At 75.5% G+C, this 17,952-nt stretch carries 15 protein-coding genes; 13 read left to right on the top strand and 2 right to left on the bottom strand.

Translation table 11 applies throughout. The features are described 5' to 3' along the window. Window positions 1-127 precede the first annotated feature (127 nt). Window positions 128-1,339, top strand: a complete 1,212-nt coding sequence (locus tag QOZ88_RS03060; RefSeq protein WP_305998323.1) for an MFS transporter — start codon at window positions 128-130, stop codon at window positions 1,337-1,339. Here QOZ88_RS03060 and QOZ88_RS03055 read toward each other — a convergent pair. Then, window positions 1,275-1,985 carry a hypothetical protein gene (locus QOZ88_RS03055; protein ID WP_305998322.1) on the bottom strand — a complete coding sequence of 237 codons (711 nt, stop codon included), beginning with the start codon at window positions 1,983-1,985 and terminating at the stop codon, window positions 1,275-1,277. The two genes, QOZ88_RS03060 and QOZ88_RS03055, sit on opposite strands and share 65 nt — an antisense overlap. Window positions 1,986-2,151: 166 nt before the next feature. On the opposite strand from QOZ88_RS03055, the gene QOZ88_RS03050 reads away from it, so the two are divergent. From QOZ88_RS03050 to QOZ88_RS03005, 10 genes are all read left to right on the top strand, one after another. Further along, window positions 2,152-3,189 carry an alcohol dehydrogenase catalytic domain-containing protein gene (locus QOZ88_RS03050; protein ID WP_305998321.1) on the top strand — a complete coding sequence of 346 codons (1,038 nt, stop codon included), beginning with the start codon at window positions 2,152-2,154 and terminating at the stop codon, window positions 3,187-3,189. 122 nt (window positions 3,190-3,311) lie between these two features. Next, window positions 3,312-3,752, top strand: coding sequence for an alcohol dehydrogenase catalytic domain-containing protein (locus QOZ88_RS03045; RefSeq protein WP_305998320.1), 441 nt, complete (start codon window positions 3,312-3,314; stop codon window positions 3,750-3,752). A 14-nt stretch (window positions 3,753-3,766) separates the two neighbouring features. Next, window positions 3,767-4,456, top strand: a complete 690-nt coding sequence (locus QOZ88_RS03040) for a zinc-binding dehydrogenase (RefSeq protein ID WP_305998593.1) — start codon at window positions 3,767-3,769, stop codon at window positions 4,454-4,456. Beyond that, on the top strand, window positions 4,426-5,334 hold the full coding sequence (locus tag QOZ88_RS03035) for an NAD-dependent epimerase/dehydratase family protein (protein WP_305998319.1): 909 nt from the start codon (window positions 4,426-4,428) through the stop codon (window positions 5,332-5,334). The genes QOZ88_RS03040 and QOZ88_RS03035 overlap by 31 nt, the downstream gene beginning before the upstream one ends. Window positions 5,335-5,483: 149 nt before the next feature. Beyond that, window positions 5,484-5,741 carry a hypothetical protein gene (locus QOZ88_RS03030; protein ID WP_305998318.1) on the top strand — a complete coding sequence of 86 codons (258 nt, stop codon included), beginning with the start codon at window positions 5,484-5,486 and terminating at the stop codon, window positions 5,739-5,741. Between the two features lie 235 nt (window positions 5,742-5,976). Beyond that, window positions 5,977-7,164, top strand: a complete 1,188-nt coding sequence (locus QOZ88_RS03025) for a S8 family peptidase (RefSeq protein WP_305998317.1) — start codon at window positions 5,977-5,979, stop codon at window positions 7,162-7,164. 51 nt (window positions 7,165-7,215) lie between these two features. After that, entirely contained in the window at window positions 7,216-8,124 is a 909-nt protein-coding gene (locus tag QOZ88_RS03020) for a hypothetical protein (protein WP_305998316.1), read from the top strand. Window positions 8,125-8,138: 14 nt separating this feature from the next. Beyond that, window positions 8,139-9,905: a trypsin-like serine peptidase gene (locus tag QOZ88_RS03015; RefSeq protein ID WP_305998315.1), complete on the top strand. Its 1,767-nt coding sequence runs from the start codon at window positions 8,139-8,141 to the stop codon at window positions 9,903-9,905. Continuing rightward, window positions 9,902-12,991 (top strand): ATP-binding protein, encoded by a 3,090-nt coding sequence (locus QOZ88_RS03010; RefSeq protein ID WP_305998314.1) that lies wholly within the window; start codon window positions 9,902-9,904, stop codon window positions 12,989-12,991. The genes QOZ88_RS03015 and QOZ88_RS03010 overlap by 4 nt, the downstream gene beginning before the upstream one ends. A 13-nt stretch (window positions 12,992-13,004) precedes the next feature. Next, on the top strand, window positions 13,005-14,981 hold the full coding sequence (locus QOZ88_RS03005) for a DNA/RNA non-specific endonuclease (RefSeq protein WP_305998313.1): 1,977 nt from the start codon (window positions 13,005-13,007) through the stop codon (window positions 14,979-14,981). Window positions 14,982-15,025: 44 nt separating this feature from the next. Here QOZ88_RS03005 and QOZ88_RS03000 read toward each other — a convergent pair whose 3' ends face one another. Then, window positions 15,026-15,892 (bottom strand): helix-turn-helix transcriptional regulator, encoded by an 867-nt coding sequence (locus QOZ88_RS03000; protein WP_305998312.1) that lies wholly within the window; start codon window positions 15,890-15,892, stop codon window positions 15,026-15,028. 342 nt (window positions 15,893-16,234) lie between these two features. On the opposite strand from QOZ88_RS03000, the gene QOZ88_RS02995 reads away from it, so the two are divergent. Both QOZ88_RS02995 and QOZ88_RS02990 read left to right on the top strand, forming a co-directional pair. Continuing rightward, window positions 16,235-17,089 carry an AfsR/SARP family transcriptional regulator gene (locus QOZ88_RS02995; RefSeq protein ID WP_305998311.1) on the top strand — a complete coding sequence of 285 codons (855 nt, stop codon included), beginning with the start codon at window positions 16,235-16,237 and terminating at the stop codon, window positions 17,087-17,089. A gap of 88 nt (window positions 17,090-17,177) precedes the next feature. After that, window positions 17,178-17,402, top strand: coding sequence for a hypothetical protein (locus QOZ88_RS02990; RefSeq protein ID WP_305998310.1), 225 nt, complete (start codon window positions 17,178-17,180; stop codon window positions 17,400-17,402). The last annotated feature ends 550 nt before the right edge of the window (window positions 17,403-17,952 follow it).

Genomic DNA, 17,952 nt, shown 5'->3' with positions numbered 1-17,952 from the left:
GGACCGCCGGCAGCGGCTGCGGCGGAGTGGTGCCGACCCCGGGGACGCCGATTTCACTCCGCCGACGGTCTCCTCGCGCACCCGGCGTGCGACCGTCGTGCCGGGCGGTCTCGTATCGTCCGGGGCCATGCACCCTCCGGCAGCGGTCGACTCGTCCCGTGGCTGGCTGGTGGTCGCCGCGGCGTTCGCGGGGATGTTCGTCTCGTTCGGGATCGCGTACTCGTTCGGCGCCTTCCTGGAGCCCATGGCCGACGAGTTCGGTTCCGGCCGCGGCACGACGTCGGCCTTCTTCGCCCTGACCTCGCTCACCTACTTCGGCCTCGGCGCGCTCAGCGGAGTCGCGGTGGACCGCTACGGCCCGCGCCGGGTGCTGCTGTTCGGCGCCGTCGCCCTGGGCGCCGGGCTGACCGCGACATCGCTGGCCGGGGAGCTGTGGATCGGCCTGGTGACCTACGGCCTGGGGGTCGGCATCGGGGTCGCCTGCGCCTACGTCCCGATGGTCGCCGTGGTGAGCGGGTGGTTCGAGCGACGGCGCACGCTGGCGGTCGGGGTGTCGGTGACGGGCATCGGGCTGGGCACGCTCGCCGTGGCGCCGCTGGCGGCATCGCTGATCGGTGAGCTGGGGTGGCGCACCACCCACCTCGTGCTGGGACTGGGCGGCGCGGTGGTGCTCGCGGCCTGCGCGCTGGTGGTGCAGCCCCCGCCGGTGCCGTCCGGACCGGCGGCGCTGACGCTGCGCGAGGCCGTGCGCAACCGCGACTACCGGCGGCTGTACCTGGCCTCGGGTCTCATGGCCGTCGCCCTCTTCGTGCCCTTCGTGCACCTGCCCGGGTACGCCGTGCAGCAGGGCGTCGACCCGGTCGCCGCGGCGGCCCTGGTGGGGGTGATCGGGCTGGCGAGCACCGCCGGCCGGCTGCTGCTCGGCGTGGTCGCGGCGCGGACGGGCACGCTGCGCGCCTTCCAGGGGTGCTTCCTGACCATGGGCCTGAGCTTCGCGCTGTGGGGCCTGGGGGGCGGGTACGGCGTGCTGGTCGTCTTCGCCGTGGTGCTCGGCGTCGGCTACGGCGGCTTCGTCGCCATCGGTCCCGCGGTCGTCGCCGAGCGCTTCGGCACCACCCGGCTCGGTGGGCTGCTGGGCGTCCTGTACACGAGCGCCGGCCTCGGGTCCGCCGTCGGGGCGCCGCTCGCGGGCGCGGCCGTCGACGCCTCCGGCTCCTACCTCCCCGCGATCGCGGGCTGCCTGGCGCTGGGCCTGGCGGCCTACGTGGCGGTGCTCAGCGTCGGTCGTGGTTCTCCGGTGCGGGGGACGGGAGCGGAGGTGCGGCCGGCGGCGCGGTGAGCTCCTGGTAGGCCGACGTGTGCGCGCGGAGGGCGGCGACCGCGTCGGCGACCCCGGTGACCGGGCGGGCGCCTGCCGAGACAGCCCGCTCCGCCTCCAGCACCGCGTCGCAGACATCGGCGACCGTCGCGAGGTAGTCGCGGGCCTCGGGCCCGGGGTCGGCCCGGTCGGCCGGGTCGGCGGCCAGGGCGCGCTGCCGGAGGCGCTGCTCCAGCCGGGCGCCCTCGGCATCCAGCGACGGCAGCAGCTCCGGGATCTCACCCAGGTGGGCGCCGGCGGCCCGGGCGGTGGCCACGTGGTGGCGCAGGCGGTCGCGGGCGCGGGCGACCTCGAGCTGCAGCTCCGCCGCGGAGCGCCGGTGGCCCGGCGGGAGGTGCCGAGCCGCCACGGCCGTCGCACCCTGGAGCCCCAGGTCCCGCCCGCGGGAGGCGAGCTCCCGGCTCCGGGCCACCAGCGGGCTGCGCCGCACGCGCCGCAGCACCAGCCACCCGGCGAGCGCGGTGATCAGCAGGACGATCAGCAGCGCGCCACCGAGGACGGCGAGGACCGTGGGGTCGAGCGACGTCAGCCAGGTCAGCGCGCCGTCGTCGCCCAGGTCGCCCAGGTCGAGGGCGACGGCGAGGCCGGTCGGCGGCAGGGTGGTCATGGGGCTCCTCGTGCAGGGCGGTGTGCCGGTTCCCTGGGGAACGCTCCCAGGCCGCCCGTGGGTTCCCCGCCAGGACACTCCGGCCCGGGACGGCTCGGGCACGCGCCCCATCACCTGGGGCCGGGCCCCGCCCGGCGGGAAGACCGACGGCTGACAGCATGGCGGCGTGCGCGCCCTCGTCGTCGATGCCGTCCGAGCCAGGCCCGAGGTGCGGGAGGTGGCCGCGCCTCCGGCCCCCGCGGGCGGCGTGGTGGTGCGCGTCATGGCCACCGGGATGTGCCGCAGCGACTGGCACGCCTGGGCGGGGCACGACGACATCGCCTTCCCGCACGTGCCCGGGCACGAGCTCGCCGGGGTGGTCGCCGAGGTCGGTGCGGGTGTCGCCCGCTGGCAGGTGGGTGACCGGGTCACCGTCCCGTTCGTCTGCGGCTGCGGCCGGTGCCGCTGGTGCCGGGCGGGGGAGGCCCAGGTCTGCCCCGACCAGCAGCAGCCCGGCTTCACGCACTGGGGCTCGTTCGCCGAGCACGTCGCCCTGCACGGCGCCGACACCAACCTGGTGGCGATCCCGGCGCGGGTCGACTTCGCGACCGCGGCCGCGCTCGGCTGCCGGTTCGCCACGGCCTACCGCGCCCTGGTCGGCCGCGCACGGGTCGCCGAGGGGGAGTGGGTGACCGTGGTGGACGCCGGCGGCGTGGGGCTGAGCACGGTGATGATCGCCGGCGCCATGGGCTGCCGGGTCGTGGCGGTCGACCGCAACCCCGCGGCCCTCGCCGCCGCGGCCGCGCTCGGTGCGGAGCACACGCTGCTCGCCGACGGCGCCGACGTCCCGGCCGCCGTCGGCGAGCTGACCGGTGGCGGCAGCGACGTCGCCGTCGACGGCGTGGGGAGCGAGCAGACCTGCGCCGACAGCATCCTCAGCCTCCGGCGGCGGGGGCGCCACGTGCAGATCGGGCTGCTGCCGCCGGTCGACGGGCACCCGCGCATCCCCATGGACCGGGTGATCGGCTGGGAACTGGACCTCCTCGGCAGCCACGGGATGGCCGCGGCCGACTACCCGGGCATGCTGGCCCTCATCGAGCAGGGCGCGCTGCGACCCGGGCTGCTGGTGGAGCGCACCATCGGGCTCGAGGAGGCGGCGGAACTGCTGCCCGCCTTCGACCGGGCGAGCGTGGCGGGGATGACCATGGTCGACCCCTCCCGCTGACCGCTCGAGCGGCGCGGGGGTAGGGCGGCCACCGCCTGGATACACCCCGGCGGACGACCCGCTCCGGCTCACCGTGGCCGGCAACCCGGTCGCGGGACGACCGACCGAGAGGAGACCGCCCCGTGCGCGGAGCTGTGCTGCACGCCCCCGGTGACGTCCGCATCGAGGACCTCGACGATCCCTCGATCGTCGAGCCGACGGACGCGATCATCCGCGTGTCGGCGACCTGCGTCTGCGGATCGGACCTCTGGCCCTACCGGGGCATCAACGAGGTGACCGGGCCGTTCCCGATCGGGCACGAGTACTGCGGCGTGGTGGAGGACGTCGGCTCCGAGGTCACCTCGCTCCGGCCGGGCCAGTTCGTCATCCGCTCCTTCATCGCCTCGGACGGCACCTGCCCGCACTGCCGGGCCGGGTACCAGAGCGCCTGCGCCCACCGGGGGGGCATCCAGGGCGCGCAGGCAGAACTGCTGCGGGTGCCGCACGCCGACGGCACCCTGGTGCCGACCGCCGACCGCCGACCGCCGACCGGCCCGGCCCCGAGCTCCTGCCGAGCCTGCTGACCCTCTCCGACGTGATGGGCACCGGGTGGTTCGCCGCGGTCGCGGCGGGCGTGCGGCCCGGGATGACCGTCGCCGTCGTCGGGGACGGCGCCGTCGGCCTGCTCGGGGTGCTGTCGGCACGGCAGCTGGGCGCCGAGCGGATCATCGCGATGAGCCGCCACCGGCCACGGCAGGAGCTTGCCCGGGAGTTCGGCGCCACCGACGTCGTCCCCGAGCGCGGGGACGAGGCGGTGGAGCGCGTCCGGGACCTGACCGAGGGGGTGGGCGCGGACGCCGTCCTGGAGTGCGTGGGCACGGACGAGGCCATGGGGCAGGCGGTCCGTTCCACCCGGGCGGGCGGGGGAGTGGGTTTCGTCGGCGTACCGCACGGGGTGAGCCTCACCGGCCGGCAGCTGTTCTCCACCGTGGTGCGGCTGCACGGCGGGCCGGCTCCGGTGCGCCGGTTCCTGCCCGACCTGATCGAGCGGACGTTCCGGGGCGACATCGATCCGGGACGGGTGTTCGACCTCGACCTGCCCTGGACCGGGTGGCCGACGGCTACCGCGCCATGGACGAGCGGCGGGCGATCAAGGCGTTCCTGCGTCCGTAGCCCTCCGGCAGCGGCCCGTGCCGCGGTGCCGGACCTTGTCCAGCCCGGGGGCGCCGTCGTGCGGTCGCTGGCAGGGTGGGCGGCATGGCCTCCTCCTCTCCCGTCGTCGTGGTGACCGGTGCGAACGGGCTGGTGGGCACCGCGGTGTGCCGGGCGCTCGTCGAGCGGTCGGCGCGGGTGCGCGCCGTCGTCCGCCGCGCCGGCAGCGCGCCCGCGCTCGACGGCGTGACCGAGCACGTCGGCGACTTCGCCGACGAGGGCTTCGCCCGCGAGGTCACCGACGGCGCTGACGCGGTCGTGACGACCGTCCACCCGATGGGCTCGCCCCGGGAGGTGCAGCACCGGGTGGGCGTCGAGGGCACCCCGGCGATCGCCCGGGCCGCCCGGGACGCCGGCGTCGCCCGGCTGGTGCACGTGTCGACGGCCGGGGTCTACGACCGCGCGGCCGGCGTGGGTGACGTCGCCGAGGACGGCGCCCTCCTGCTCGAGGGCAGCGGCGCCTACCCCGACACCAAGAACGCCACCGACGCCGCGCTGGCGCAGGTCGGCGGGCTCACGACGGTGCTGGTCCGCCCGCCGGCGATCCTGGGCCCCGGCGAGACGTCGGTGTGGAACACGCTGCGACCGCAGCAGATCCGCAACGGCGAGAACCGGGCGAACCCGGCGCAGACCTGGGCGTGGGTGCACGTCGACGACCTCGCGGCGTTCATCGCGGACGTCGCCACCGGGGCCGTCCCGACCGCCGGCGACCCCGAGCGGGGCCCCGTCGCCGGGAGCACGACCCCGGTCGTCGTCACGGGCGAGCCGGCGACATGGCGGGACTACCTCGGCACGGTGACCGACGCGCTGGGCACCGCGCCCGCGTGGACCGACGAGCCGGTCTGGACCGGGCAGCTGGTCGCCGACCGCGCGCGGCGGTGGGGCTGGGCGCCACGGGTGGGCCTCTCGCAGGCCATGGACGAGCTGCGGCGGGGGCTGACGACGCGCTCGTGAGACCCCGCGGTCGGAAAGCCTCCGCCGACCCTCTGGATGGCGCTCCGACCTTCACCCGGGCGTGTCACCGAGGTCATCCGGTCGGGGGAGCGCACTTACGCATCGTCACCGATCAGCAGGAACATCCTCGGTCACGGCGAAGGACGCCCGTGCACATCCGCGCAGCCCGAGGCTGGGTGGCCGATCATGCGGAGGATGCCCTGCCCGACGACCGAAGCGCTGCGCTCCTCGTCCGGGTCTGGCTCGAGGACGGCACGGATCAGTTCCGGGCCCGCGTGACCGCGGTCGGGCGGGACGAGTCGGAGGACGACCGCACCGTGGCCCTCGCGTCCTCACCCTCCGAGCTCGTGCATGCGGTCGGTGAGTGGCTGGATGGCTTCGTCGGTGGTGGGGCGACGACGGAGTGACACGTGCGGCGGGGCCCGGACCTCGCCGTCCACTTCCGTGATGAGGCCCTCCGGGACCGGTGTGCGATTCTCCGCGGGCGGTCAGCGCTGGTGGCGCACGTCCGCCCGTCGGTCCCCGCGGGCCACCACCGCCGGCCAGTGGTGACGGCGCGGTGACGCCGCTACGCGATCCTGCCGACCATCGACCGGGCCACCGGCACGACCGCCGGGGCCGGCAGCGGACGGAAGGACAGCGATGCCTACGTACACGGTGCTGCGTGACCTCGCCGCGGCGCGGACGGGGGAGCCCTACGGCGGGACGACGGAGGGGCCGGAGGCGCCCGGACTCGGCACAGCCGGGCTCCGGATCGACGTGGAGCGGCTCGAGAAGTCCGAGGTCCGGGCGCTCGCCCGCGATCCGGAGGTACGGGCGATCGCGCCCATCATGCCCACCCGGCTCATCCGGCCCGTCGACGTCGAGGGCGACGAGCCACGGGCAGGGGGATCGGCGACCTGGGGGGTCACGGCGGTGGGTGCCGACCGGTCGACGCGGACCGGGGCGGGTGTCACCGTCGCCGTCCTCGACACCGGCATCGACGCCACCCACCCCGCCTTCTCGGGTGTCCACATCGTGCAGCGGGACTTCTCGGGCAGCGGCGACGGCGACAAGGACGGGCACGGAACCCACTGCGCCGGCACGATCCTCGGCCGCGACGTGGACGGCGTGCGCATCGGCGTGGCCCCCGGCGTCCCCACCGCCCTGATCGGCAAGGTGCTCGGGGACGACGGCTCCGGCGACTCCGACATGATCTTCCGCGGCATCCAGTGGGCCGTCGACGGCGGCGCGCACGTCATCTCGATGTCCCTGGGATTCGACTTCCCCGGCCTGGTCGAGCAGCTGGTGGCACGCGGCTGGCCGGCGGACCTGGCCACGTCGCTGGCCCTCGAGGCGTACCGCGCGAACCTGCGGATGTTCGACGCGCTGATGGGCGTGGTCAGGAGCCGGCAGGCCTTCGGCCCGGGAACCCTCCTGGTGGCCGCGGCGGGCAACGAGAGCAAGCGCCACGAGAACCCCGAGCACGAGATCGCGGTCTCGATCCCTGCCGCGGCCGAGGGCGTGATCTCCGTCGGCGCCCTGGGCGAGTCCGCGGACGGGCTGCGGGTCGCGCCGTTCTCCAACACCTTCCCGCAGATCAGCGGGCCGGGCGTCATGGTCCGCTCGGCCAAGGCGGGCGGGGGCCTCGCCACGCTGAGCGGCACGAGCATGGCGACGCCCCACGTGGCGGGCGTGGCGGCGCTCTGGTGGGAGGACGTCGCGGCCCTCCCGGTCCCGCTGTCGGCGCTCCCGGTGACGGCCAGGCTCCTGGCGACGGCCACGACCGAGGGCATCGCGTCCGACGTCGACGTGGCCGACCGGGGAGCCGGGCTCGTCCAGGCTCCCTGACCGGGCACCGGCAGGGGAACCCATCCCTCTCGGAATGCAGAGGCGGTAGCAGTGGAACCGACCGTGGTCTACGTGCACGGCAACGGCAACAAGCCGGACGAGGTGTCCCTGAAGCGGATCTGGGACGAGGCCCTCTTCGACCGCCCGGCCGGAAAGCGATCCCGGGTGGCGTACTGGGCCGACCTCCGGTACCCGGCGCCGCTGCCGGCTCCGCGCGTCGACGAGCTGGAGCTGGTCGGCGGGGAGGAGTCCCCCGGCGATGCCGAGCTGCGCCCCGCCGAGCTCGTCGTCGAGGCCGTCATGGAGGCGCACGCGGAGGTCCTGGTCGAGACGCCGGCTCCCGGTGGCAGCGGGTCCGCCGGCAAGCCCGTGCCGGGCGCCGCCCTCGACCCGTGGCTGCGGGAGATGGCCTACGTGGCCGATGCCGTGGTGCAGGGGGAGCGCTCCGACGAGGAGGTCCTGCCGCTGCCACGCGGGGCGCGGGTCGCCACCTTCCGTCTCCTGGTGAAGCGCACGTTCACCGACGTCTACGCCTACTTCTTCGGCGGGGCTGGGGAGGCGATGCGTGACCGGCTGCGGGCCACGCTGCAGCAGATCGACGGCCCCGCCGTGGTGGTCGCGCACAGCCTGGGTTCGATCATCGCCTACGACGTCCTGCGGGAGCTGGGGACCGAGTGCGAGGTGCCGCTCTTCGTCACGGTCGGCTCACCGCTGGGGATCACCGAGATCCAGGATCTCGTCACCACACCGCTGGCGGTCCCGGCCGGGGTGACCGCGTGGCGCAACGTCGCCGACGGACGCGACCTGGTCGCGCTCGACCGGACGATCCGGCCGGAGTACGCCCCCGCCGACCGCACCAGCGACTTCCTCGTGGTGAACGGCAGCGACAACCACCACGGCATCCGCGAGTACCTCCGGACCGGCCCCGTGCGCAGCGCGATCACCTCCCTCCTCTCCTGATCCGGGGAGCCGACGTGTCCGACGAGGCGGAGCTCGCGGCCGCCATCCGGGACCACCCCCTGGAGGCGGCGGGGGCGCTCGCGGCGGTGCAGGCGGGCTGGCTGGCGCCGTTGACGGTGGACAGCCTGGTCGCCGCGCTGCCCGTGGTGGGCGGCACCCTCGAGCAGCTCTGGATCGAGCAGCTCGCCCACCGCGACCTGCTCGACGCCTTCGTCGGGGCCCTGCAGGCCCGCGGCGTCCCCGTCGGCGCGCCGCAGCCGGCGGCCGACCACGTGGATCCCGAGCGGCTGGTGCTCTTCGGATCCCGCGCCAAGGCCTTCCGCTGCCGGGTCCTGGTGAACGGCGCCGTCGCGGGCACCGGGTGCCTCATCGGGCCGAGCCTGGTGCTCACGGCGTGGCACGTCGTCGCGGTGCAGCCGCCGGGGCGGCCGCAGGAGCCGGCGCCTCGCATCCACGTCGTCCTCGCCGACTCGACCGTCGAGGAGGTGGCGCTCCCGCTGCGCTTCGAGTCGTTCTGCGGCGACGCCGAGTACACCGGTCAGGCTCCGCGGGCGGACGCCGACGTCGATGGCCGCAATGACGTCGCCGTCCTCGTCATGCGCCGGCCGGCGGCGGCGCACCTGGGCCGTGCCGAGCTGCCCGAGCCCGTCTCCAGGACCGCGTCGCGGACCAGGCTCGTGCTCGTCCACTTCCCCGATGGCGAGGACCGGGGCTTCGGCTGGGGGTACCTGCACAAGATCCGCAACGTCACCGCCCGGTGGCGGCACGACATCACGACCGCGCAGGGGTCGTCCGGTGGGGCGTGCTTCGACAGCCACCTGGAGCTCGCCGGGGTCCACCAGGGCAGGTGGAACGGCAAGGGACGGCTGGTCCCGCTGTCCCGGTTCGCCGCGGACCTGCGGCCCCTCGTCGAGGACGACGTGGCGCCCCGGTCGCTGTGGTCGCTGGACGGCACCGCGACCGGCGCGCTCGTCATCGGCCGCGACGTCTTCGTCCATGCCGTCGCGGCGGCCGGTGACGAGCGGAGCCGGGTCCGCGGCGTGCGGGTCAAGCGGCGCGAGACGACGGGCGGGACGACGGGGCTCAACTTCTCCCACCACCTCCTGGGTGGGCTGCTGGCCCGCCGGGGTGCCGGCCAGGTCATCGTCCGGGTCTCCTTCGACGAGCTGGTCAGGGACCTCGTCGAGGACATCCGAGGCCGGGTCGCGGGAACGGGCCTGCCGCTCGCGGACCTCCCGCCCTCACCGGGCCTGGAGGTGGGGCTGGCCTCTCCCGAGGCCGCGGCGCGGGACCGGGCCCGGCTGCTGGCCGCAGCGGTGGAGGCGGCGGCCGCGGCGGCGGGGCGCACGGTGTGGTTCTTCTTCGACACGCCGTCGGTCGTGGTCCCCGAGCCGGCCCGGCTGTTGCTGGAGGGCTTCGTCGCCGCGGCGCTGCGCAAGCCCCACCTGCGGCTGGTGGTCGCCGGTTTCGAGACCCTCGCCCTGCCGGGGGAGGAATTCGCCACCGCCTCGGCCGCGGCCGTCGCCGGGCCCCCCGGCCTGGTGGTCGAGTACCTCGGCGGCTTCACCCGCGCCGACGTGCTCGACCTCCTGACCCGGGCCCACGAGGACCTCACGGGGCGGCCGCCTCTCGTCGAGGTCGTCGACGCCGTCGCCGACCCCGTCCTGGCGCCGCTGCGCGACTTCAACGGGGTCTACGCGGCATCGGACCTACCCGCCGTGGCGGCGGCGCTGCGCCCGGACCTGCAGCAGTGGCAGCGGGACGGGCGGGAGGAACCGTGACCACCGTGGCGCGCGACATCCCGGCCGAGGAGATCCGGGCCGTGGTCGACTTCGCGGCGCTGTCGGGCCACTTCGACCCCGGTGCCGCGCTCGGCGCCGCTCCGACGTCGACAACCGACCGTGACCGCACGGTCGACCTCGCCGCGCACCTCGCCCGGGTCTGCGACACGAGGCCGGGGGAGGGTCGGGGCTCCTGGGTCATCCGGGGACCGGAGCGCCGGTGGGCGCTCGAGCGGCTCGCCGAGCGCACGGGGATCCCGGCGGCGGTCACCTGGCGACGCGGGGCCGGCGCCGTGGACGCCGAGACCGCCGACCTGCTCGACGCCCTGGAGGGGCGGGGGGACCTCGCACACGACGCCGTACGGGCGAGGATCGTGGCCGGCGGCCCCCGGCGCGACCTCGAGCGGATCGTGGTGGCCCTCGACCGGAGCGGGCCGCTCGCACCCGCCTGGCTGCTGCTGGACGCCGCCCGAGCCGTGCTCGTCCGCCTCGACGCCACCGACCGCAACGAGATCCTCGCCGCAGCCGACTTCGTGGACCGGGACGCCGAGCGGTCCCAGATCGTCGAGTGGCTCCACCAGCCGTTCCCCGAGCCCCCGGTCCGGGCGCTGTTCGTCAGCGGGACGGCCGGGATGGGCAAGTCGACGCTGCTCGAAGAGGTGATCCGTTCGGCGCGTGCGTCGATGCGGCCGTGGGTCGTCGTCCGGCTGGACTTCGACCGCGGCGGCCTCGAGGTGCAGGACCTCACCGCGTTGACCGTGGAACTCGCCCGTCAGGTCGCCGCGGACCTCACCGGGGAGCCGCACGCCCTGCGCGAGGCCCGGCTCCGGGCGGCCGGGGCCCCGGTGTCCGACCCGCTGCCGGCGGTGAAGGGCGAGCTGCGCGAACGGATCCCCATGGGGCTACTGCGGGTCACCGCCGAGCTCGTGCGGACCGAAGCGCGGCCGGTGCTCCTGGTCCTCGACACCCTGGAGGCGCTGCGGTCCCGCGGGGAGACGCATCCCGCCCGCCTGTTCGACTGGATCGACCAGCTCCTCGCCGCCGGCCTCGGTCCGCTGGCCGTCCTCGCCGCTGGTCGTGGCGACGCCCTCGGGACGGTTCCCGGTCGGGTCGGCCGCCGGATCGACCTGGGGGGTCTTGACGACGTCAGCGCCGACCGCCTGCTGGCCCACCTGGGCGTCCCGGCTCAGGGCCGTCCCGCCGCACGCTCGCTCGCCCAGGGCAACCCGCTCGTGCTGCGGCTCGCGGCCACCGTCGTCCGGGAGGCGGGCACCCAGGCGCTGGCCCGGGCACGGCACCGCAAGGGAGGCGTGGCCGCGGCCTTCCTCTATCGCATGCTGCTGTCGCGCATCGCCGACGAGCCGTTGCGGCGGCTGGCACATCCGGGCCTCGTCGTCCGGCGGATCAACGCCGATGTCATCGCGGAGGTCCTCGCCCCGCACCTGGGGCTGGGCCGGATCGGCGCCGCCCGCGCCGAGGAGCTGCTCGCGGAGCTGTCCCGCGAGCACTGGCTCGTCGAGCCCGATCCGGTCGCCCCGGGCTTCGTGCGGCACCGGGCGGACACGCGGCGGGATCTGGTCCAGCTCCTCTACGACACCCGGCCGGCCCGGGCGGCGACGGTGGATCGGGCCGCAGCGGCCTGGTTCGCAGCCCGCCCGGAGCCGTGGGCCGCCGTCGAGGCCGCCTACCACCGACTCCAGCTCATGCGCCGGGACACCCGGGCGCCCTACCTCGACCCGGCCGTCCTGCAGCGGCTGGGCCCGGAGACGCTCGCCGAGCTGCCCCAGGTGGCTCGGGACCTGGTCCACCGAAGCCGTGGCGAGCGCTCGGTGCTGGTCCGCGGTGCGGCTCCGGGGGCGGGTGGGCCGCCCGTCCCCGGCGCTGCCGCCGAGCTGGCGGCCACCGTGGAGCGCGGTGACTGGCTCGAGGGCTCCTCCATCTACGACCGCGCCCTCCGCGGTCGGCTGTTCGATGCCCGGTCGCCGGAGGCGGACGCCGCGCTGGCCTTCCTCTGGCGGTCCGGGCAGTGGTCGGAGGCCCGACGGCTCCTGGCCGAGCGCGACCGGGCGAGCGGGGACGACGGCGACCTGGCCCGGCTGCACCCGCACCTGGCGGCGCCCCGGTGGGAGATGCGCGCCGAGTTCTCCTTCGACGCCCTCGTCCACCGGCTCACCCGGGACCCCCGGCAGGCGGTCGCACTGGCCGACGTCGTGCGCCGCGGCCTGCCGTCCGAGCTCAGCGAAGGTGCCCTCGGGTTCGCCCTGTGGCGCGCCGGCTCGGCCCCGCGGAACCCGCCCTGGCGTGGGTTCGACGCGGTCGGCGCCGCGTGGGCGACCTGGCTGCCGTCCGGCACCGGGCAGCGCGGGGCCGGTGCGGGCGCGGCACGGGAACGGCTGGACCGGGCCGGGTCCCCGGCTACGACGTCCGGGGACCCGGCGGGCGAGGCACTCCTCCTCGCGGCCCTGACGCCGTACGCCGCGCCGGTCGTGACCCTCGATCGGGTACGGAGCGCTCCCACGCTCGAGCGGCACGCCGCAGCGGTCGCGCGCCGGCTGGCCGGTCCTGGTGGGCTGCCGGTGACCGACCACCCGGCATCCCCACCGGGTGCACCCGGGCCGTCCGGGGCGATCGACGGCCTGAGCGTGTCCGGCCTGCTGGCGGAATGGGCGGGGGCAGCCGCGTTTCTGCTCGCCGATCCGGACCTCGTGCTGCTCGCCCGCAGCGCCGAGCGCTGGCGACGCACGATGGCCGGACGGTGGTCCTACGGCGCGGCTCTGCCGTCAGCCCGGCGTGGGTGGAGCCGCCCGCTGGACGTGATCCTGGCCGACCGGGTCGCGGCGCTGGAGTCGGTCGCCGGCCCGGGAACGGCCGCCCACGAGCACCTGGCCGCCTGGTCCGGCGACGACCGGGCGGACCCGACCCCGGTGATCACCGAGATCGGCCACCGGCGCGGTGGCGCCCTGACCGCGGGACGCGCCGTCGCCGATCGGGGTGCACCGCACGCGGCGGCCGCCCTGCTGGAACACCGCATGCCTGCGGCCTTCGTCCCGCCTCTGGCGGTCCTGCTGGCGCGCGGGGAGATCTGAGACGGGAGAGGACATGGACGAGAGCAGGCTGGAGAGCGTCCGCGGGCGGCTGGCTGCCTCCCACGCCCTGGAGGCGGCGGTCCGGCGGGCGATCGCCGAGGGGACCGTGCCGGAGGCAGCCGCGGCGAGGATCCCGGAGGGAGTCCCGGCCCGCCTGGAGGCCGACCGGGAACCCCTGGAGAGCGTCGTGCCCCTCGACGCACTCGAGGCGATCGTGCAGCGGGTGGGCCGCCCCCCGCTGCTGGTCCGCAACGCCACCGTGGAGCTCGAGCCGCTGGTCGACTTCCCCGCGGACGTCGACGTGCGGATCAAGGCGGTCGAGCCGGCCGTCCGCTCGGTCGGCCGGGTCGAGTTCGTCAACCACCGCATGGCCTGGGGCGGTACCGGGTGGGTGATCGAGGAGGACGGGGACGCACGGGTGGTGGCCACCAACCGGCACGTCGCGTCGCTCGTGGCGCGCCGGCTCGCCGACGGGCGCGGGATCTTTCTGCGCTCGCCGGCCACGGGCGCCCGCTACGGGGCGGACATCGACTTCGCGGAGGAGGTCGGCTCGGTCGCGTCGCAGGCCGTCCCGGTCGCCGTGAGCGACGTCCTCTTCGTCGCCGACGATGCGGCGCCGGACGTCGCCTTCCTGCGCATCCGCGGCCGGGATCTGCCGGATCCGCTCCCGCTGGCCGACGACGAGGCCGGTGCGGGGGACGTCGTGGCCCTCATCGGCTACCCGGCGTTCGACGAGCGCAACGACCCCCACGACCAGGCGCGCTACTTCCGCGACATCTACGGCGTCAAGCGCTTCATGCCCGGCAAGGTGATGCAGGCGCTCACCGGGCGCACCGTCCTGTCCCACGACTGCACCAGCCTCGGTGGCGCCTCGGGCTCGCCGCTGATCCGGCTGGAGGACCGGAAGGTCGTCGGCCTGCACTACGCCGGGGTCTACGGGGTGGCCAACAGCGCCGTCGGCGTCCGGACCCTCGGGCAGCTGCTGCGCTCCCGCGGCCGGGTCGCGGTGAGCGGCGTCCGGCTGATCGCTGACGGGCAGGCCGAGGCCACGGACGGAACGCACGGCCCCGACGACCTCCGCGACCGCCGCGGCTACGAGGTCGCCTTCCTCGGCGAGGGCACCACCGCCCCCTGGCCGGGCCTACCCGAGCACGTCCGGGGCGATCTCGCCCGGCCCGCCGACGAGACGTCGGACCAGCCGGGCGAGGTGCGGTACACGCACTTCGGCGTCCGCTTCTCCACGTCGCGCAGGCAGCCGGTGATGACCGCGGTCAACATCGACGGCCGGCACTCGGTGCGGGTGAAGCGCGGCCGGGACCGGTGGTTCGTCGATGGTCGCCTGCCGGAGGAGATCCAGCTGACCCGGGAGCACTACCGCGAACCCGAGATCGATCGCGGTCACATGGTCCGCCGCGAGGACCCCAACTGGGACGTCGAAGCGCCCGCCGGGCAGTCCAGCGCCGTCGCGGACCAGGCCAACCTGGACACCTTCCACTACACCAACGCGGCCCCCCAGCACGCCGACCTGAACCAGGGCAGGACTCTGTGGCTGGGGCTGGAGGACCACATCCTCGACAACGCCCGTACCCGCGGCTTCCGCGCCTGCGTGTTCACCGGCCCGGTGGTCCGGGACGACGATCCCGACATCGGCGACGGCGTCCTCGTCCCGCGGGAGTTCTGGAAGGTCGTGGTGATGCTCGACGCCGACCGGGACGCACTGCACGCGACCGCCTACCTGCTCAGCCAGGGAGACCTCATCCGCGATCTGCTGGAGGACCGCGGTCGCACGGAGACGCTCGAGGGCTTCGTCCTCGGCCCCTACCGGACCTTCCAGATCTCGATCGCCGACCTTGCCGAGGGAACCGGCTACGACTTCACGGCCTACCTCGATGCCGACCCCTTGTCGGCCGGCCGGTCCGCGGAGGAGAGCGCCGACCCGGACCAGCCGGTCGTCGTGCCGCTGGAGACGCTGGAGGACGTCCGGACGTGAGGCGGCCGTCCCCCGGTGCACGTCCCGCTCGCGCCGGCCCGCGATCAGTGACCGGGCGGGGGGAGCACGGGGGACTGCTCCGAGCGACGGGGGGAGGGCAGCGTGGGTGCGCCGTCCGCCGGCCGCCGTGCTGCGCCGCACTCCACGGCTGTGGCCAGGAGACCGGCCTCGTGCGCTCGCTGGACCGCCATCAGCCTGTCCCGCACGCCGAGCTTCCGGTACAGGTGCTCGAGGTGCTTGTGCACCGTCCGCGGAGAGGTGTGCAGGCGGCGGGCGATGGATTCGGCGGTCAGGCCCGCGCCGAGCAGCCTGAGGACGGCGTACTCGCGTTCGGTCAGACGGGTGCCACGGACGCGCTCGTACTGCCAGTCCGCCACGTCCTGCATCACCTGCTGCTGCCCGACGAGCGCCGCAAGGGCCGGACGGACCAGCCGCGCGAGCTCGGCATCAGCGTCCTGGTAGTCGTCGTCGGGACGGCTGACCACGTAGGCCTGGATCCCCTCGCCCAGCCGGAGGGGCAGGGCGAGCTGGTGGGTGATGCCGAGGGGACGTGCGAAGGCCGACCACTCGGCCGCCATCCGCGCGGAAGCCACCTCGCGCGGCACCCGCCCCAGGATCTGGACCTCACAGCTGCCCGTGACGGCGTACCAGCGGATGAGGGGGTGCGTCGTCGCATCGGGGAGGACGCCCGACGGCGGCGTCCTCGGCAGGTAGCCCTCGGGCCAGGCGCCGACGACGTGGTCGACCCACGCCCCGTCCACGACGTTCAGCGAGCAGCAGGCTGCGTCGAAGGACGTCAGGAGCAGGCCGGCGACCTCGGCGTGCGGGAACTCCCGCCTGCCCGACCGCCCCTGCAGGATGCCGCCGACGAGCTCCAACCACGCTGCTTCGGATGCCGTGGCGTGCGACACGGGGCCCACTGTAGGAGGGCGCTCGCCGAGGGGGAAGGCGTTCGGCGACGATCCCGTTCCGGTAAGCGGCCGCGGTGTCGACGGCCGTCGCCGGTCCCTACGCACAACTGCGTACGGTCCGACGGCCTGCCGCCCCCTAGCGTTGCCCACGCAACCACGTGCCGCGTCGAGGGGAGCCATGCCGGACCGCCCGCACGCGACGGGATCAGGGCCACCGTCCACGCGCCCCCGGTGACCGATGCAGCGCGGCGGTCGTCGGGCGGCGCGACCGGACACCAGGCGACGGTCGACCCCGGCGTCCTCTGCCTCGGCCACCGGCCTCCGAGAGGAAGGAGCCCTCCCGTGGACCGCTCGTCTGGTTCCCGCGTCACGTTGCTCGACGGTTTCGGGCTGCGCCTCTCCGGCGTCGCCCGGCCCTCTGCCGGTGACGACCTGCCGCGGGCGGTGCAGCGCCTGGTGGCGCTCGTGTGCCTGTCCCACCGGCCGACCCGGACAGCGACGGCCGGCCGGCTGTGGCCCGACGTCCCCGAGGACCACGCGCACGGGAGCCTGCGGTCGGCGTTGTGGCGGCTCAACAAGGCCGCGCCCGGCCTGGTCGAGGTGTCGGGCGGCGCCCTCCGGCTCGGCACCGACGTCCGGGTCGACGTCAGCGAGATGAGTGACTGGGCGCTCGGGGCGATCGGGGCTTCCGTCAGGTCCGACCGCGCCGTCCGGGCGAGCACGGACCTTCCGGACACCGATCTCCTCGGCGACCTCCTGCCCGGGTGGTACGACGACTGGGTCCTCCTCGAACGTGAGCGGCTGCGCCAGCTGCGCATGCAGGCGCTCGAGGCCGTGGCCGCGCGCCTGCTCTCCCTCGGCCGCCACGGCGAGGCTCTGGAGGCGGCGCACGCGGCTGTCGGTGCGGAGCCCCTGCGGGAAAGCGCCCGTCGGATCCTCGTGAGGATCCACCTGGCCGAAGGCAACCTGGCCGAGGCGGTCCGGGCCTACGAGCTCTTCCGGACCCTCCTGGAGGACGAGCTCGGCGTCCCACCCACCGAGCAGATGACCCGGCTGGTCCAGCACATCCCGCAGGTGCGCCGCGGGCTCGCTGTCCGGAGCCGGCCGCGGCCCGACCAGCTGGTGCCCAGGCCTGGGGCCACGGCGGCCGCGCCCGCCCGGCGCCGCGCGACGGCCGGGCTCCCGGGCGGGCACTGAAGGGGGAAAGGGTGTGGCGCCTTCCGGAGCTCGCGTCCGCCGGCGCCGCCGGGGAGCCTCGTCGCGTGTGATCCGCGACCGAGGTGCCGTGGGCGACCACCGGGGCGCGGCGTTGCTCGTCCGAGTCTGGCTCGAGGACGCCGGGGACTTCAGGGCGCGCCTGCTGACCCTGCCAGATGCCACCGGTGGAAGGGCTGTGGAGGAGACGACCGTGGCCGTGGCGTCCTCGCCCGCGGCCGTGCTCGATGCCGTCCGCGACTGGCTCGAGAGGCTGCCCCACCAGGCTGTCGGTCCGCCCGACGGCGGTCAGTGAGCCCGCGTCGCCCGCAGGCGCCGGGCGGTCCTGGGCAGGACGCCGGCGATGCCGGCGGGACACCGCGACCGCTGCGCGGCCTGCCGCTCCCTCCCGGGGGCGGCGTCGGAGATGTCATCTCGACACGACCATCGACCTGTCCGTCATCCGGACGTCGACAGGGGTGCCCACGACCGCCCTGGCGCCGGCGGCCTCAGGTCTGCTCTACACGTCCGCTCCTCGGAAGTTGTCGGTGACTCGCCCCACGATGAGCTCGGTCGCCTCCATGCGCGTCCGCACGTCGCGGAGCGACTGCCCGATGACGTCCGGCACCTCGGTGATCTCCAGGTAGGGACTGCACTCATCGTGGAGCCGGGACGATTGGCAGAACTTGCCTCCGACGACCTCGTCGTCGGTGGCAATCGGGAGGATCGTGACCCCGTCCCGCAGCGCGGTCGCCGCGTGACCGCTCAGCTGCCTGACGGGCTCGTCTGCCGAGAGGACGGCCCAGCCGTCGATGACGCCGTACGGGTTCAGGGTGAACAGGCCGGGACGACCAGGGGGAGTAGGT

The organism is Blastococcus carthaginiensis (assembly GCF_030731085.1).
Classification (GTDB): domain Bacteria; phylum Actinomycetota; class Actinomycetes; order Mycobacteriales; family Geodermatophilaceae; genus Blastococcus; species Blastococcus carthaginiensis.
This window is presented reverse-complemented; position numbering and strand designations above follow the sequence as displayed.

Excerpts from the sequence above, each read along its gene's own strand:
- QOZ88_RS03060 (WP_305998323.1), top strand. The coding sequence starts at position 128 with ATGCACCCTCCGGCAGCGGTCGACTCGTCCCGTGGCTGGCTGGTGGTC.
- QOZ88_RS03055 (WP_305998322.1), bottom strand. The coding sequence starts at position 1,985 with ATGACCACCCTGCCGCCGACCGGCCTCGCCGTCGCCCTCGACCTGGGC.
- QOZ88_RS03040 (WP_305998593.1), top strand. The coding sequence starts at position 3,767 with ATGGGCACCGGGTGGTTCGCCGCGGTCGCGGCGGGCGTGCGGCCCGGG.
- QOZ88_RS03035 (WP_305998319.1), top strand. The coding sequence starts at position 4,426 with ATGGCCTCCTCCTCTCCCGTCGTCGTGGTGACCGGTGCGAACGGGCTG.
- QOZ88_RS03025 (WP_305998317.1), top strand. The coding sequence starts at position 5,977 with ATGCCTACGTACACGGTGCTGCGTGACCTCGCCGCGGCGCGGACGGGG.
- QOZ88_RS03005 (WP_305998313.1), top strand. The coding sequence starts at position 13,005 with ATGGACGAGAGCAGGCTGGAGAGCGTCCGCGGGCGGCTGGCTGCCTCC.